The organism is Brevibacillus sp. AY1, assembly GCF_029870785.1.
GTDB lineage: Bacteria > Bacillota > Bacilli > Brevibacillales > Brevibacillaceae > Brevibacillus > Brevibacillus invocatus.
Window position 1 is genome coordinate 1 of the sequence record NZ_JAFLPN010000063.1, and the last position, 13,655, is coordinate 13,655.

General features: G+C 45.2%; 19 protein-coding genes and 1 pseudogene. 3 read left to right on the forward strand and 17 right to left on the reverse strand.

From position 1 onward, the window contains the following. From JZI27_RS24955 to JZI27_RS23645, 7 genes are all read right to left on the reverse strand, one after another. Positions 1–105 (reverse strand): PD-(D/E)XK nuclease family transposase (locus JZI27_RS24955; RefSeq protein ID WP_348521386.1); only part of this gene is annotated, 105 nt, incomplete at its 3' end. A gap of 416 nt (positions 106–521) precedes the next feature. Beyond that, a complete protein-coding gene (locus JZI27_RS23620; protein WP_280209602.1) occupies positions 522–989 on the reverse strand; it encodes a hypothetical protein in 468 nt (155 codons plus the stop codon). A gap of 290 nt (positions 990–1,279) precedes the next feature. Next, positions 1,280–1,426 carry a hypothetical protein gene (locus JZI27_RS23625; RefSeq protein ID WP_280209603.1) on the reverse strand — a complete coding sequence of 49 codons (147 nt, stop codon included), beginning with the start codon at positions 1,424–1,426 and terminating at the stop codon, positions 1,280–1,282. Positions 1,427–1,651: 225 nt separating this feature from the next. Next, positions 1,652–1,801, reverse strand: coding sequence for a hypothetical protein (locus JZI27_RS23630; protein WP_280209605.1), 150 nt, complete (start codon positions 1,799–1,801; stop codon positions 1,652–1,654). Continuing rightward, positions 1,782–3,401: a hypothetical protein gene (locus tag JZI27_RS23635; protein ID WP_280209607.1), complete on the reverse strand. Its 1,620-nt coding sequence runs from the start codon at positions 3,399–3,401 to the stop codon at positions 1,782–1,784. Before JZI27_RS23635 ends, JZI27_RS23630 begins: the two co-directional genes overlap by 20 nt. Before the next feature lie 450 nt (positions 3,402–3,851). Further along, the gene (locus JZI27_RS23640; protein WP_057134098.1) at positions 3,852–4,367 is read right to left on the reverse strand and encodes a PIN domain-containing protein; all 516 of its coding nucleotides are present in this window, start codon (positions 4,365–4,367) and stop codon (positions 3,852–3,854) included. Then, complete coding sequence (locus JZI27_RS23645) at positions 4,360–4,665, reverse strand: UPF0175 family protein (protein ID WP_276532017.1); 306 nt, start codon at positions 4,663–4,665, stop codon at positions 4,360–4,362. Before JZI27_RS23645 ends, JZI27_RS23640 begins: the two co-directional genes overlap by 8 nt. Before the next feature lie 992 nt (positions 4,666–5,657). Here JZI27_RS23645 and JZI27_RS23650 point away from each other — a divergent pair. The 3 genes from JZI27_RS23650 to JZI27_RS23660 all read left to right on the forward strand — a co-directional run bounded on the left by JZI27_RS23650 (position 5,658) and on the right by JZI27_RS23660 (position 7,953). Beyond that, the gene (locus JZI27_RS23650; RefSeq protein WP_280209611.1) at positions 5,658–6,419 is read left to right on the forward strand and encodes a hypothetical protein; all 762 of its coding nucleotides are present in this window, start codon (positions 5,658–5,660) and stop codon (positions 6,417–6,419) included. Positions 6,420–6,610: 191 nt separating this feature from the next. Beyond that, the gene (locus JZI27_RS23655) at positions 6,611–7,096 is read left to right on the forward strand and encodes a bifunctional DNA primase/polymerase (RefSeq protein WP_280209612.1); all 486 of its coding nucleotides are present in this window, start codon (positions 6,611–6,613) and stop codon (positions 7,094–7,096) included. Further along, entirely contained in the window at positions 7,075–7,953 is an 879-nt protein-coding gene (locus JZI27_RS23660) for a hypothetical protein (RefSeq protein WP_280209613.1), read from the forward strand. Before JZI27_RS23655 ends, JZI27_RS23660 begins: the two co-directional genes overlap by 22 nt. Here the strand turns inward: JZI27_RS23660 and JZI27_RS23665 are convergent. The 10 genes and pseudogenes from JZI27_RS23665 to JZI27_RS23710 all read right to left on the reverse strand — a co-directional run. Continuing rightward, the gene (locus JZI27_RS23665) at positions 7,925–8,392 is read right to left on the reverse strand and encodes a ribbon-helix-helix domain-containing protein (protein ID WP_280209614.1); all 468 of its coding nucleotides are present in this window, start codon (positions 8,390–8,392) and stop codon (positions 7,925–7,927) included. The genes JZI27_RS23660 and JZI27_RS23665 overlap by 29 nt on opposite strands. A gap of 149 nt (positions 8,393–8,541) precedes the next feature. Further along, positions 8,542–8,679, reverse strand: coding sequence for a hypothetical protein (locus JZI27_RS23670; protein ID WP_280209617.1), 138 nt, complete (start codon positions 8,677–8,679; stop codon positions 8,542–8,544). Between the two features lie 93 nt (positions 8,680–8,772). After that, entirely contained in the window at positions 8,773–9,099 is a 327-nt protein-coding gene (locus JZI27_RS23675) for a DUF960 family protein (protein ID WP_280209619.1), read from the reverse strand. A gap of 2 nt (positions 9,100–9,101) precedes the next feature. Then, positions 9,102–9,563, reverse strand: a complete 462-nt coding sequence (locus tag JZI27_RS23680) for a JAB domain-containing protein (protein ID WP_280209621.1) — start codon at positions 9,561–9,563, stop codon at positions 9,102–9,104. Continuing rightward, on the reverse strand, positions 9,560–9,964 hold the full coding sequence (locus JZI27_RS23685; protein ID WP_057134140.1) for a hypothetical protein: 405 nt from the start codon (positions 9,962–9,964) through the stop codon (positions 9,560–9,562). Before JZI27_RS23685 ends, JZI27_RS23680 begins: the two co-directional genes overlap by 4 nt. A gap of 102 nt (positions 9,965–10,066) precedes the next feature. Then, positions 10,067–10,942, reverse strand: coding sequence for a tyrosine-type recombinase/integrase (locus tag JZI27_RS23690; protein ID WP_280209623.1), 876 nt, complete (start codon positions 10,940–10,942; stop codon positions 10,067–10,069). Between the two features lie 62 nt (positions 10,943–11,004). Next, positions 11,005–11,214 carry a hypothetical protein gene (locus JZI27_RS23695; RefSeq protein WP_057134121.1) on the reverse strand — a complete coding sequence of 70 codons (210 nt, stop codon included), beginning with the start codon at positions 11,212–11,214 and terminating at the stop codon, positions 11,005–11,007. Positions 11,215–11,308: 94 nt separating this feature from the next. Continuing rightward, positions 11,309–12,226, reverse strand: a complete 918-nt coding sequence (locus JZI27_RS23700; protein ID WP_280209627.1) for an Rpn family recombination-promoting nuclease/putative transposase — start codon at positions 12,224–12,226, stop codon at positions 11,309–11,311. Between the two features lie 413 nt (positions 12,227–12,639). Then, the gene (locus JZI27_RS23705; protein WP_280209628.1) at positions 12,640–13,407 is read right to left on the reverse strand and encodes an Ig-like domain-containing domain; all 768 of its coding nucleotides are present in this window, start codon (positions 13,405–13,407) and stop codon (positions 12,640–12,642) included. A 33-nt stretch (positions 13,408–13,440) separates the two neighbouring features. Continuing rightward, positions 13,441–13,655: pseudogene (locus JZI27_RS23710) on the reverse strand (IS3 family transposase); the annotation flags it as partial.

Genomic DNA, 13,655 nt, shown 5'->3' on the forward strand with positions numbered 1-13,655 from the left:
TGTAATCTCCTTGAGTTGACTTCCTTCCTCCGGCTTTAGCGTCGCGTTGAGAAAAGACAGCAACAGGTCTTTGTTTTCCTCAGTACCAAAAATCCTCAGTACCAAAAATCCGCTTGAACACGAAATCGACGATGGGATTCATTCGTTTGGTCACGCCATCACTCTCCCTTGTTCCGTACGTCATATATTTTTATATTTATTATACCACCGGAATGCTTTTCAGACACTCCAGCCAAAGCCTCCTTTCCGTCATATTCTCATTAATAATATAATCTTCAAACTTTGATAGAATCAATTTTTGGGGATCTTACCTTAAACAAGAAAAGCCAGCTACCGAAAATTGGCGGCTGACTGCATTCTTTATATTAATCAGCAAGTCAGATTACGCTAATTTCTATTCCTTACTGGAGAGTGGCAAGTCGTTCTAAGGACAGAATCATTTTTCAGCGAGTTTCCACAGGGTTATTCAGTGAGTTCGTGTAAAAAAAAAAGCTACCGCATTTCAGCGATAGTTTCTCAGATTAATCGATTGAATGAAACCGCAAATCTATCGTTGTGGAAGCTTTTCCGTCCGGCAAATCAATGACGTTCTCTTTTTCGTAGTTCTCACGCTCTTCCCTGTCAATGGCATTGCTGATCTGCGTGATTTTACGCTCCAGTGAGAACAGTCCTGTCCACTCTTTTTCTTGAATGAGGGCTTCGGCTACTCTCTCTCTTTTGACTTCTTGTAAAGAGGAAAAAGTGGATAGTGGCAATTGGTCTAGCTCGGCAATCAATTCCATGCGATCTGAGACTTCTGAAAGAGTGAGCACCCGCTGTTCCAGCTGAGTTGCTAGGGCCTGAACATGGGCTGTGGTCGCTTGATCTCCTTCTTGTCTCAGCACTTCTGTAATGACGTATTCTCTCCCTGCTTTGCCCAGATTAATGAATTCGTCACCAGCTTCATTGATTCCCTTTTCCATGAGCAATTCATATCCTGTTAGTTCCACAGAACTCGGCACTTCACCTGGAAGGGAGACTTCAAGAGAAGCAAATTCCTCCAGCAACTGATTTTTAAGGGGGCATGTTTGAACAGGTGCAATGTAAATACGAAGTTGCTTGAGTTTCTCCTTTGTGTCTACTGTGCCCTTTTCTTCATTTGCTTTGTACAAACGTTTCAGCCAATTGGTGCGCGTGAGAAATTCTACTTTTTCTTCATGTACTGATTCTACTTGCTCAGTTAATTTAATAATTGCTTCTAACTCACTGTAATCAATATCAGTTAAAGCTTCAAGTGTGTTTAGCTTCTTCGTAATACCGGCATACCGGCAATTAACTGCTTTTCATCAATAAATCCAGTGAAGCTAAACGTATTAAAATGCTTAGACATATCTATATCGCTTAGGGGTACAGCAATACTTGATGGTAAGGAAATACAATCGATCATTTATAATCCTCCTATAATATTACGCTAAATATATTATATAGCAACGTCATTAGGATAAGTAGAACGTATGTAAGGGATTTTCTGTATTTTAAAGTATTTAGTCAGTTGTAAATGCAAGTAATGACCCTTGATAAATATATGGATTACTCTTTTAGTAAGAATAATATAAAAAGGAAGAACTAACCTTTCGGTCAGTCCTTCCCAACTACTAGTGTTTCTCACAAATTATTTTGCTGCAATAGCTTTGTCGATGTCAGCTTTGATTGCTGCCAAAGATTTGTAGCTCAGAGCAATAGCTGTTCCATCTTCTTTTCTTGGAAGTGCATTTTTAAATGCTTCAGCAACTTCCAATCTCTCAGTAACTGGAATCTGCATCTTCACCATTTACAGCTGTAAGAATGTCCGCATGTACTTTCAAAGCTCCTGCACCAGCATTTGCACCTACAGCAGTTGTAACTGCAGCACTGTTTGCAAATGCAGCTGTTTTAGCTTCCATGATGATCTCAGCAACTTCAAGTTTCGCTTGAGCACTAAGGTCAAGGTAAGCAGTATTTGGAGTAGCAAGGTTAGCAGAGTGATTAGTCAATGCAGTTCTCAACCCTGTAGCTGTTGAAGCTTCGTTTGCACTAACAACAGCGTTAATAACGTTAACCGCTTTTGCCAACGCAGCAGCATCGGTTCCGGCAGCCGTTTGAAGGAGAGCCTTATCAGTGTAATAAGCATCCTTATTAGCGGCAACCAATGTAGTAAGATTCAAAGTTTTTGCTTGAAGAGCAGCCAAAAGTTTATCAGCCGTATCCAGTGCACCACCAGCGTCTACAACAACAGTCAATGCAGACGTAGGAGAGTTTTTCCCTTGAATGAGCGTATTGATTTCACCTACAGAATCTTTATCGCCTGCAGCTGCTGCTACGATAGCTGTTCTATAATCCTTTAACAGAGAATCGCTGATTGTTTCTGTAAAGTTAGTGCCATCCAAACGCTTAAGCTCAGTCAGAACAGCTTTAAGTTCAGCAGTATTGGTTTCAGCTGTAACTGCACCTACTTTGGAAACATAATCAGCAATGGCAGCTGTTTTGTCTGCATCGATGATGTTTGTTTGAATATCGTAGCTTGCAGTAGTAATGTTAGCTGGAACTAGTTTATCTTTGTAATATTTAGCAAGGGCATCATCAATTTTTTGCAGTTTCAGCACTGGGGACTTAAGTGCAGACAGCAAACTTGCTTGAGTTGTAGCAGCTTTAACTTTTACAACAGCATTCGCTACATCAATTTTACCTTGTAGACCTTCTTTAGTAGCTTTTTCAGCATTTGTGTCAGTTGGGAGTGCTGTCACTAATGCTTGTGCCTTACCAATTGCGTCAGCCGTTAAAGCTGTAGCAGGAGTAGTATCAGCAGCTGTTACCGCGTCTTGAGTAGCTTTCAGGTTAACTGCATCAATTTCAGCTTGAACATTCACTGCTGTTGAAGCTGCAGTAATAGTTGTAGCTGTGTTAACATTTCCTTTAAATTCGGCCATGTATTGAGTAATGAAATCACTATTTACTCTTTTAAAATTAGGTTTATTCAATTGAGCCAGCAGAGCTACTTCATTATTATTCGTCATAGCATCTACAATTGCATCAATTACTGCTTGCTCACCTGCAGCGTTATTGATTTTGTCAATAGCTTCTTGTACGCTTGCTACAGTATCGTAAGTTTTACCGCTCATTTCGCCGAAATATGCAGCAATTTTTGCTTCATCAACATTTACAAAATAGGTTGACTTCAATGCTGCCAGTAATTGAACTTGGTTTGTTGCTGCGTTAACCTTTGCTACCGCTGCTTGAGCATTAGCATCAAAGGAAACATTATTAACAGTCCAAGTACCTGCTGGGTCAGCAGTCAGGGCAGTTACAAATTCAAATGTTGCTGTAGTTTCACCAACATCAAGCAATTTGGCCTTTACTGGTACAACAACGCCATTGTTTTTCACTTCAACTGTTGCTTCTTCGATAGCTGCAGTCAGAGCAGGGAAGGAAATAGTAACACCTGTTTTGCTAATAGCACAACCCCAACCGGAAACTCCCTACAGTTTCCTACTCACAAAACCCATGCCGCCCAAGGAGTCTGGCAATCGTGTTGCTCGACCATTTGTAGAACCATATATATGGAAGAAACTCAACTCAAAAGATAGGAAATCAACATAAAATGGAAAACAGGAGTCCTAAAGAAAGAGCTCCATTTGTTCTCCAATAGAGAGTGTGTAGCCCCCAAGAAACTCAAAAAGTTTGCAAGCTGGTGATAGGATGAGGCAGCGTTGCTGCTTCTTTTCGGTCTTTTTTCTCAGTTCTCCGCGTTTTTGTGCCTGCCTAACGTTGTACTTTCAAGGGCAATGAGGGAAATGTGTAAACCCTAACCGCCCTGAAAGCCCTCCAATCTGTACCTAGCTGAGAGACTCGTCCGACTCCCCCGCTTGAAATAACGCTTGTTTGTATAGGCTTGTCGAGATACGAAAGTGATGGGAAAGTAACCGATCCAAATACGGCTTAATCTCCGTAATCTTTCCCCTTCTCTTCGCTAACAGGAGTAAACCCACCGTACCAATGGAATTTAGCATGAACGTATCGGCTAGCCTCCTTGCTGACTTCTCGTCGATGATCACAATCTCAAAACCTAATTCTTTTGCACCAATGATCACTTCAAGCTCTCCACGATGAAGCTTTCCGTAGAGCTTACTCACTAACTCTTCATTCTGCACCTGATAGATCTGAAAACGCCCCTGCTCCACCGCTTCCTGCAGCTCACGCTTTCCATGTCCCCGAATACTCTTACTCTCTACAATTTCACGATAGACTTCAGCGGGAAGATAGACCTCATCAAAAAGCTCACTCATAAGCGAAAGATGCCCGATCATTGACAAGGCAATAATCGGGCTTGAATTCGAAATGACCTTACGCATCTTGTTCTCCTTCTTCCGCTAAAAGCTTGGCAATCGTTTGATCATCGAGTCGTCTATCTTCTTCTGTATACTCCATCCAGGCGATGCCACGGTCACTCAGGTAATCAATAAAGTCACTGAGCGACTTTCCAGCTAATTCGGCTGCTCGTGCCAACGTTACCTTCTTCTCCAAAAACAAACCAACTGCTAAGGTAACTTTCACCTGGTCATCTAAACTCACATTCGTATTCCTTTGATTCAACAGTGGCAAAAAATCGTCTGGCAAAGATACCTGAAATTTTGAAGGCTCCCAAGCCATTCCACTCACCTGCCCTTTTTCTTTGTCTTTAGTTTACCATGTTCCGCATCCCTTAGGATAGAAACAGTGGCTCAATCCCCCATGTACGGCTGCCCCCACCCCCTACGTGTATTTTTCAGGGCGAAGAGGGCAATTCCCTGTCTGCCCTGATTGCCCTGCAAAAAAGCCTACTCGACTTCTGACACAGAAAAAGTTCTCAGTACCTCTTGGATAATCCCTTGTGTTTTTTTGCTCTTTGCTTGCCACAATGAAAAGCGTTCCTGTTGTACCAATGAATGTATCAACCTTTGAAACAGCCAAGAAAACTTGATCGGTGTTTGCCAAAAATCCATACCGGACTAGCCTTTTCAGATCGATAAGATGCCAAAATCGCCAAATACATCTTGCTGATCCTTCCCACACTCGGCCTGTAATGAAATAGGGTAAGTTTTCGGCCTGTAAAAAAGTGGTGGTTGAATGTATGTGAGGGATGCAATATTATCTACGTATAAACTAAATACCTCGACAAAAGGCAGCCCTGTGGGAATATCTTTATTCCGTGAAGCAGGCTAAAAGTCAGTCAGCCGGACATTAACCGTGCGTGAAGTCCGTATCTAGACGCCATAACAAGAGGAATTTTTTCGGAGCCACTGTGCTCGCAGGCTTATTTAAGTCTGTTCGAAAAGATTCTTGTTGTTAACGGGCGTCTTTTTTGTGTTCCAAAAACAGGCGTCCGAATAGTCGAGGCTTTGATATTCAGATGCTGACCAAAGGCATCGTTCAACTGGAGATGCAAATCAGTAAAGGGGGACCGGTCATAAATTTTTTCACACGCCCCCGTTAAGTACCGTTCGGGGAACCCATCAAACGCAGTTGTCTCAAGGGGTACCGACAATCGCCCCTTGAGACCCTTTCAAAATGATGAATACAGATGTACGACGAGTCGCAAGCGTGGTGATTGGGAAGTTAGAAAAGCTACCCATCGGTTACTTACATTAAAGGAGGCAAACGAAATGGAGAAGTTGCGTTATCTGATCAAAAATAACCGTGCAATCGCTGTGGATACTGTCTTGTCTATCAAAACACTCGTTAGTCAAGGGTGTATCGGCATTTCGGGATACGAAGTTAAGAAAAATAACGAAAGGGAATTTGCGGTTAATTTGCCATGCATACAACAAGTAGACTCAGAAATCGAAATTATCAAGTACATCAAACTCGTGAGTGAGTCGCATGAAACTTCTACAAACGATATCGTCCTTGTGGCTGAGGTTCTGCCCAACTATAGCGGTGAGGATACTGTCAAAGATACCATCCTTATTGCTCTTGCTGAAGGTGAACATGTCCTACCCGTGCGTTATGTACCAGAACATCAAACATCTTTAGTCGATGCTTTAACGCAGATGAAAAGATCCGCCCTGGAAGGTTACCTGAATACCTTCACTGATAAGCGCTTTAGCGTTTCATTTGAAGGAGTTGATAGTGAGGAGTTCTTCATGCCGTACTACAGCATCACAATAGAACCTGACAAGACTGGATTTAGTATTGATGAAATAAAAGAAAAGGTGGATAGCCACTTCGATGTACTCAAAACAAGGAACGAAAATGGAAAGATCGTATTCTGGTGTTACGCAGGTGAAGGCCCTTTCGTTTATACAATGCGTGACATTCTTTGGGTCGTTATGGAACTATTTGGTCCAGCAGTTACTAATAGTTTCCAGACATTGGGCATTTCTGACTATCACATGAACTTTCATGTTAGTGAATGGATCTGCTAGCCCAAACAAGGGAGTAACTTTCACCAAAAACAAAAGGCATTTTCCGTTCATTTGAAGGGAGGTACGAAAACAATGGTTCAGATGACAGCAAGAGCTCCCCCATGGTTTTTTTCAGGGCAAAGAGGGCTGAAGAGATCCCCAAAAACGACCTGAACGCCCTCAAATGGAAAGGAGGGAGAGATTCAAATTAGATGGAGAGTACATCGGAGAATCGACACAAGATACACAAGTGGATAAGAAAGTATGCCAAGGATGGGCTACGCGTCATTCCATGCAAGGGTAAAGCTCCATGCATAAAGGACTGGCCTAACGTAGGCGTCCCAACAGAGTCAAAAATAGAGGACTGGATCATGAAATATCCCGACCTCAACATCGGATTGGCGCTTGGCAGCGTTTCAGGAATGGTCGGCGTGGATGTCGATGGAAAAGAAGCGTGGAGCAGGCTCCAAGAAATAAGCAAAGGCGACCTTCCGGATACGTGGGCATTCCAAACGCCGGGCGGCGGCAGACGGCTGTTGTACCAGATTCCAGAAGGAACGGTGTGCAAGAAGTGGTCAGAGACGCTTGATGGAGATCACAGCGAGTTGGCCTTGCTCGGAGAGGGTCAGCAGACCATTCTCCCCCCTTCCGTTCACCCGAATGGCGGAATCTACAAATGGTACAAGGCATCGAGCTAGCGCCAGCACCTCAGTGGCTCCTCGACTTGATGATGGGCAAGAAAACAAAAGAAGTACCTGAGAAGAAAGAAAAAGGAGAGACAGGTGACGATCCCTCCCCTGTGCTGGAACGACTCTCCAAAAGATGCGTCGTGTTTCAAAAAGCATGGCAGACGCAACAGCAAAACGGTGTCAGTGAAGAAGACTGGCATCGATGGATAAGATTGTTGATCAGCGCGGGGCATCCAGAGGCTGCACGGCTCTTTTCCCAATCTTCCGACAAGCACGACAGTCGAAGCGAACAGAGAATCGACGAACTGATCGATCAGGTTGGGCAGGGATCAGGAGCAATGGTAAGATGCTCTACCTTTGGCTGCGAGGAAGAACAAATGGAGCAATGCTTCGTCTCCCTCAATTACAACGACGATGAGGAAGCGACGAACAGCCCGGGGAGCTTTATACAAGATATGGAGACATTGCTCCCGCCAACCGCTCCCGTCTACGTTCCCTATGTTCAGGCTCTGGAGCAGGTGCCGGACTACGATGTGGACGAGCATGGAAACCTATGCAGCTACGACAGAAAAGGCAATCCCTTCGTCATTTCCAACTTTGTCGCAAGACCGACGAAGGAAGTGATTCGGGACGACGGAGTCACCGAAGATAGAACTTTTCGTATCGAAGGCGTACTCTCAGGCGCACGTCCACTGCCACCCGTTGACGTTCCAGCCGCCGAATTCATCGGCATGAACTGGGTACTCAATCATTGGGGGATTACGGCGAGCATTCGGGCGGGGATGGGGAAAAAGGATCTATGTCGGGATGCGATCCAAATTTTTTTTAGACACCTTTTCATTTTCTGGCTGCAAGGTATTGTTTGACTGCTTCCGACACCAACCAGCTGTAGCTTGGAATGTACCGTTCCTTTTTCAGCCTCTCCATCGTTTCCACTAGCTCTTTTTCCACGTAGATGGTCAGCTTCTTATGCTGTTCGTAAAAATCCGGTCTCTTTTGCAGTCCGGGGTAGGATGGTTCGGACTGACTGGAACCCACGTTTTTCACGTTTGGTCGTTCTGAAAAGGCCAACCTGGGCTTGCCTACAGGGGGGTGCCGCTCCTGATATTCTTCTGCTGGCGAAAAGCTGTCCTCGTCCCCCTCTTCCCATCCAGATTCAATCTCCACGTCCTCATTGTACGGACTTTCACTTATAATCGTTCTCTGTTGCACGGTTTCCCAGCTGATCCCATGCGAAGATCCTTCTCTCTTGGACTGTCCATTTGTACCTGTCAAATCCAAATTACGTTTACGTCGTTGAAACATCTCGATTTCCTCCTTGCCTTCGGTAGTGAGTCGACATCGATGTCGTCGGACACGTCGACTTTTATCAAAATGTTTCTCTGTGTGTGAAAACAAAAAAATAGGGCAAACACGTCTGCCCTTGAATCTATCATCATGACCTGATCGGCCACCTACAGCAGTTTTGCACGAAGCTCTTCTTGGTTTAGCCCATGCTCTTTTGATATTTTGGCTATGGCCTGCTCCCGACTCATGCCTGCCAGAACCAGTTTTGCTAGGAGCCAGATCACTTCTTTCAGTAATGGATTCACGGATGATCCCCCTTTCGCTTTCTACTTTTTTGATCCCACAAGAATCTGTAGGATGAAAAGAATAATTTTGATGATTGTCATGTCCTCACCGCCTCAATATTCTTCGGGAAGGAGCATCGTTGAATACTCCCCCGAATCGATGATCCAAGCCGTTACTCCGATCGCCAAGTTCTCTGTGTGGTCAACGTAGAACACTTCCTCATGGAATGGCTGCTCCTGTCGATTCAAAACCTTTTGCACGGGCTCTTCGTCAACCCACTCTGCCGAAAGCTCAAACACCTGCAGGTAGTCCAACTGATCCCCCCGTTCTTGTCTTTTCACAAGGATGCTCCACAGAAGGAGCTGCAGCTCAAACGGAACAACTTCATTGACCCCGCGTGTCACGTATCGATCTGAAGAGAACATTTTCCGCGTTTCCATCCTTACATGTACCCTCCTTCCTTCAAGCTAACGTAGGCACCCTCTGTACCGACAATGATGTGATCCAAAACAGGGATACCCAGCAACTCCCCCGCCTCTTGGAGCCTCTTTGTCACATCCAGATCAGGCTGGCTGGGAGTGGGGTCACCACTCGGATGGTTATGCGCGACGATTACAGACGCACTATTAGAAATGATCGCGATTTTGAAGGTCTCACGGGGATGAACGATCGAACTATCTAACGATCCTACGGAAACGGTGTGAATCGCGGTTGGTTCGTTCTTTGTGTTCAGACAAAGCAAAAAGAACTGTTCCCGATCCGATTCTTGAAGAAACGTCTGGAACAGTCCTACGGCATCCTTTGCCATCCGAATGCGGCGCTGTGGGTACAGGAGGCTAGATTCCCGTACCATTTGTACCCGGACGATGTTGACCCGTTTTGCTGCTTCTTTAATCGTTTTCATTCCACATGCGCCTCCAAAAAAGTTTTCAGTTCTTCATCATCCGCGACGACGTTCTCAGGAACTATAAAGGACATAGCGTATTCATTGGTATAAATCACCACAACCTTGTACCACGTTTCCTCATGCCGTTCTACCTTGTCAACAAACTCCGGTAGGCTACCAAGCAATCCACCTGTTTCTCGGTCAAGGCCAACTACGGACAAATCCCGAATGTTGTCTCCCTGTTCCAAGACAACCATGTAGCCGTACAAGTCCAGCGTGAACGCCTCGTCCAAACCGTCGAAATCAAACGCTTCTTTTAGACCGAGAAATTCTTCTTCCAGGAAGGACGTGAATGTGTCGGAAAACACCTGCGCTGATTGAATCAAACGCACATCCTGAATCGTCTTAATGGTTCTCATTTGCTCTCTTCCTCCCAAACGAAAAGAGCACCTTCCCGCAACCATGACGGAAAGATGCCTCTTTTTCTTGTGATTGATTGTTACCAATTATGATTAGTTAGCTTACAGCAGAGCGACAGCCTGCTCTTTATCCTGTCTGCTGGTGTTGATGTAGTAGTGGGCTGTCGTCTGTATGTGTGCGTGACCTGCAAGCTTTGAGACGGTTGTGAGCGGCACTCCTTTCTTGAGCAGACGGGAACAGAATGTGTGACGAAATTTGTGCGGGTACAGCTTGAAGCTGAGCTGCTTCTCCAAGCCTTCCAGCAGCGTGTTTACCGCGTCCTTGTGCATCTTCTCGGCTCGTTGACTGAGCAGCAGGTAGTGACTTTCCCGATGCTTGTTCTCCTGCCGATCCGATCGGATGTACTCTTTAATCAGATCCACAAGATCAGGCCGAAGCGGAATCTCCCTGTACTTGCCACCCTTTCCCGTTACCTGAAGTGTATTTGTGAGGTAGTCCAAGTCACTAAGCTGGATGCCGCAAAGCTCGCTCACACGTACCCCTGTGTACAGTAGCAGCCAAACGATCAGGTGGTTACGCAGGATGACTTTACTCCTGTCCTGGACGAAAAAGAGCAGGTGGTTGACCTCCTGCTCCGAAAACACCTCTACTACACCCTCGCTCCCGGCTGCCACCTTGATCCTGTCTTTGCGCAGCGTGACGACCTGTTCGGTGGTCAGCTTACGGTCAATCAGGAACAGGTTGAATGCCTGTAGCGAATTGATCTTTTTGTTGATCGTGGCCACCGCGTACTTGTTTTCCATGAGGTGGCTTTTGTAGCTGGAGACGTAGAAGCGTTTCAGTTCGGTCGGCTTTTCCACGCCCATCTCTTTCAGGAACACACAAAAAGCCTTCACGTCGCCAACGTAGGACTCAATCGTTTTAGGTGCAATCCCGTTCTCAACAAGGTACTGCTCAAAATCCCCAATCGTGTCCATTTCCTTCAACCTCCTGAAACGAAAAAATGCCCTGCTGTCTTTTGATTGGAGCAGGGACAATGTTATTCTCGACCTCCGGACGTGAACTTTTGAAAAGCCTTCCACATTTCGGCATCATCATCGCTCCATGCCTGACGGACATTCTCTGGGTCGAGAATCCGGTAGTGCTCGGTGATGATGTTCTTCTGTAGCTTCCAGCCTCTTCTGAAGTCCAGAGTGTCCCAGAAAAAGCTCCCTCCTAATGTCTTGGTGGGGAGGTTCGGGAAAAGCATGTACAACAACTCCTTTGACTTTTTTTGAACGCAAAAACGCCCTGCATCCATTGATTGGACACAGGGCCGATTGTGAATCGCGGTGAGCTTACGCTTAGTGAAGCTGCTCTTTCAGTTTTTTGATTTCTTCAAGTGACAAACCCGTTGCTTTTGCAACTACTTCAGCAGCCATGTCCATCGCTAGCAGATTTTTGGCAACTTCCGTTGCCTTTTGTCGCTCGCCTTCCGTTCTGCCTTCTGCCAAACCTTCTTCTCTGGCACGTTGCTGCCGAATCTCAGCTTCTCTTGCAGCGGACAGTTCGTCGTGAATCGCCTTTTTCCTCGTCTCGTACTCAATCCATGTTTTCTCGTCGCGACTCAAGTCTTCCCATTGATCAAACGCTTTTTTCATCACCGGATCTTTCAAAGCAATCGCCTCCAATTCTCTGCGAATGTCTTCACGATCGTCTGCCTCCAGCATCAGCAGCCATCTTTCTTTTTCGTTCTCCTCAAGACTGACGGCTTGCTGCTCCCACAGTCTCAGCAGCTTGGGCATCTCCACGAAATGAACTTCCAGTACGTCCGTCAGCAAAAACCTCTCCTCATCTTCATACAGACGGAACTTGGAGTGGTACCGATCCGTTTCCTGTAGCAGGTCAAAATCCAGGATGTTGATGGTAATGGTCTTTTTCATTTCACCGTAGGAAAGGCTGCCCTTCTTCAACTGCGAAGCGTAGATGCGCGACCAGTAGTAGAGCGTCCTTTTCTTCATATCGTACTTGTCGGCCACTTGAATCTCGATGTTGATGTAATCATCCTTTTCCGTCCGGGCGTAGATGTCCAGAACGGATTGTTTGTCCGTCTCATGCTCCCGAAGCAGCTCCGAGTTGAGGATTGTCAGCGAGGCAATCCGATCATCCTTAGGGAGCTTTAGAATCGCGTTGAGCATCGCCCGCAGGATCGGCTCGTTTTCCTGCGTGCCGAACAGCAGCTTGAACGCGTAGTCCACCTTCAAATCCATGCGTCTTGTCACGCCATCACTCTCCCTTCTCCGATCATTGTCTGTACTACCATTATACCACCGGAACGATTTTCAGACACTTCCTTCGAGAACCTCCTTTCAGACATATTCCTATTAATAATATAGTATTGAAGTCTGAATAGAAACGTATGTTCTGTTTTATTTTTAAGGTGAAGGGAAAAAGAGAGGAGGAAAAGGGGAGACTGAGAGGGTCTGACGGCATTCTTTATATTATACAGAATATTCCGTAACTAAACATTGTATGATGTTAATATAAAGTACTTGGTGGCAATCCCTCGGGAAAGTTTTGCAGCGAGTTCTTTTAGAGTTTTGTAGTGAGTCCCAACAAAAAGAAAAAAGTCAACCGTTGAAAACGGTTGACCCTCTCCTTATTCTTTGACAGGTGACTGGCACCTATTCAAAACTTATTCTCCAGCAAGAGGTGCTACTGGCGCTTTGTAATCAACTTCGTCTGTAGCAACGTCGCTCACATTACCACTGTTATCAGTTACTTCAACTTTAACTACGATTGTTTGATCCTTAGTCCAATCAATACCAACATAGCTTTGGCTATCTTTTACGAGGGTAGAGAGTACGGTATTGGCAGGAATTACATTTTTGTAATTTTTATCCTGTTCTTCACCTTGTGAGTAGCTTCCCGATGGAGTCCACAGGTAGCCAGACCATGTTTTATCTTTTACAAAATCTCCACCTTCTTGCTTGTTAGACACTGCTACCAGTTTTCCTTCTGCATTCTTAGTGAAATAGCTAATTTTCACATCAGCGTCGGTAGCAAAGTCAATTACTTCATTGGTAGAGAATGTAAGGATAATCTCCTTACCGTTATTTACTTGCTCAAAAGTTGTAAGATTCACTGTTGGAGCTGCGGTATCTTTCGCACCTGCTAGTTCAATACCCTTGCCTTCATAAGCGTTGCCATCCTTATCAGATACAGAGCCTACAAAACGTACTGTGTAGCTATCCCCAGCATTACCAGCATCCTCAAGTGTAATAACTACTTTAGATGCATCTTCGTCAAGTGCAATGTTTCCTACAGTGTAACCATCAACTTCAAAGTCTTCAACGCTAACTGTTCCGGGTTTCAGATCTTCAGTAAAGGAAACAGTGATGCTTTCAACTTTTCCTTCTCCATCACGATTGAGAACCAAATCTTTTCCGTCGGTGTTTGTCAAGATAGTTGTCGCGAATTGATGAAAATAAGATAGCTATGTTTGAGCTTTTTGCTCAGCTTGAATAAGGGTCGCTTTTTCCGGATTGAGCCAAACTTCTTCATCCAGGCTCCAATCGCGTGTAGCCCCTGACCAGCGACTAGGATTCGAGGCTTTCGCGGTTTCGTAGACTTGTTTTCTTTTCTCAAATACTTGCTTAGACAGACCGTTGTGTCTCTGGTTCGGCGTTATAAAGTTAAGTCCGCTGTGGC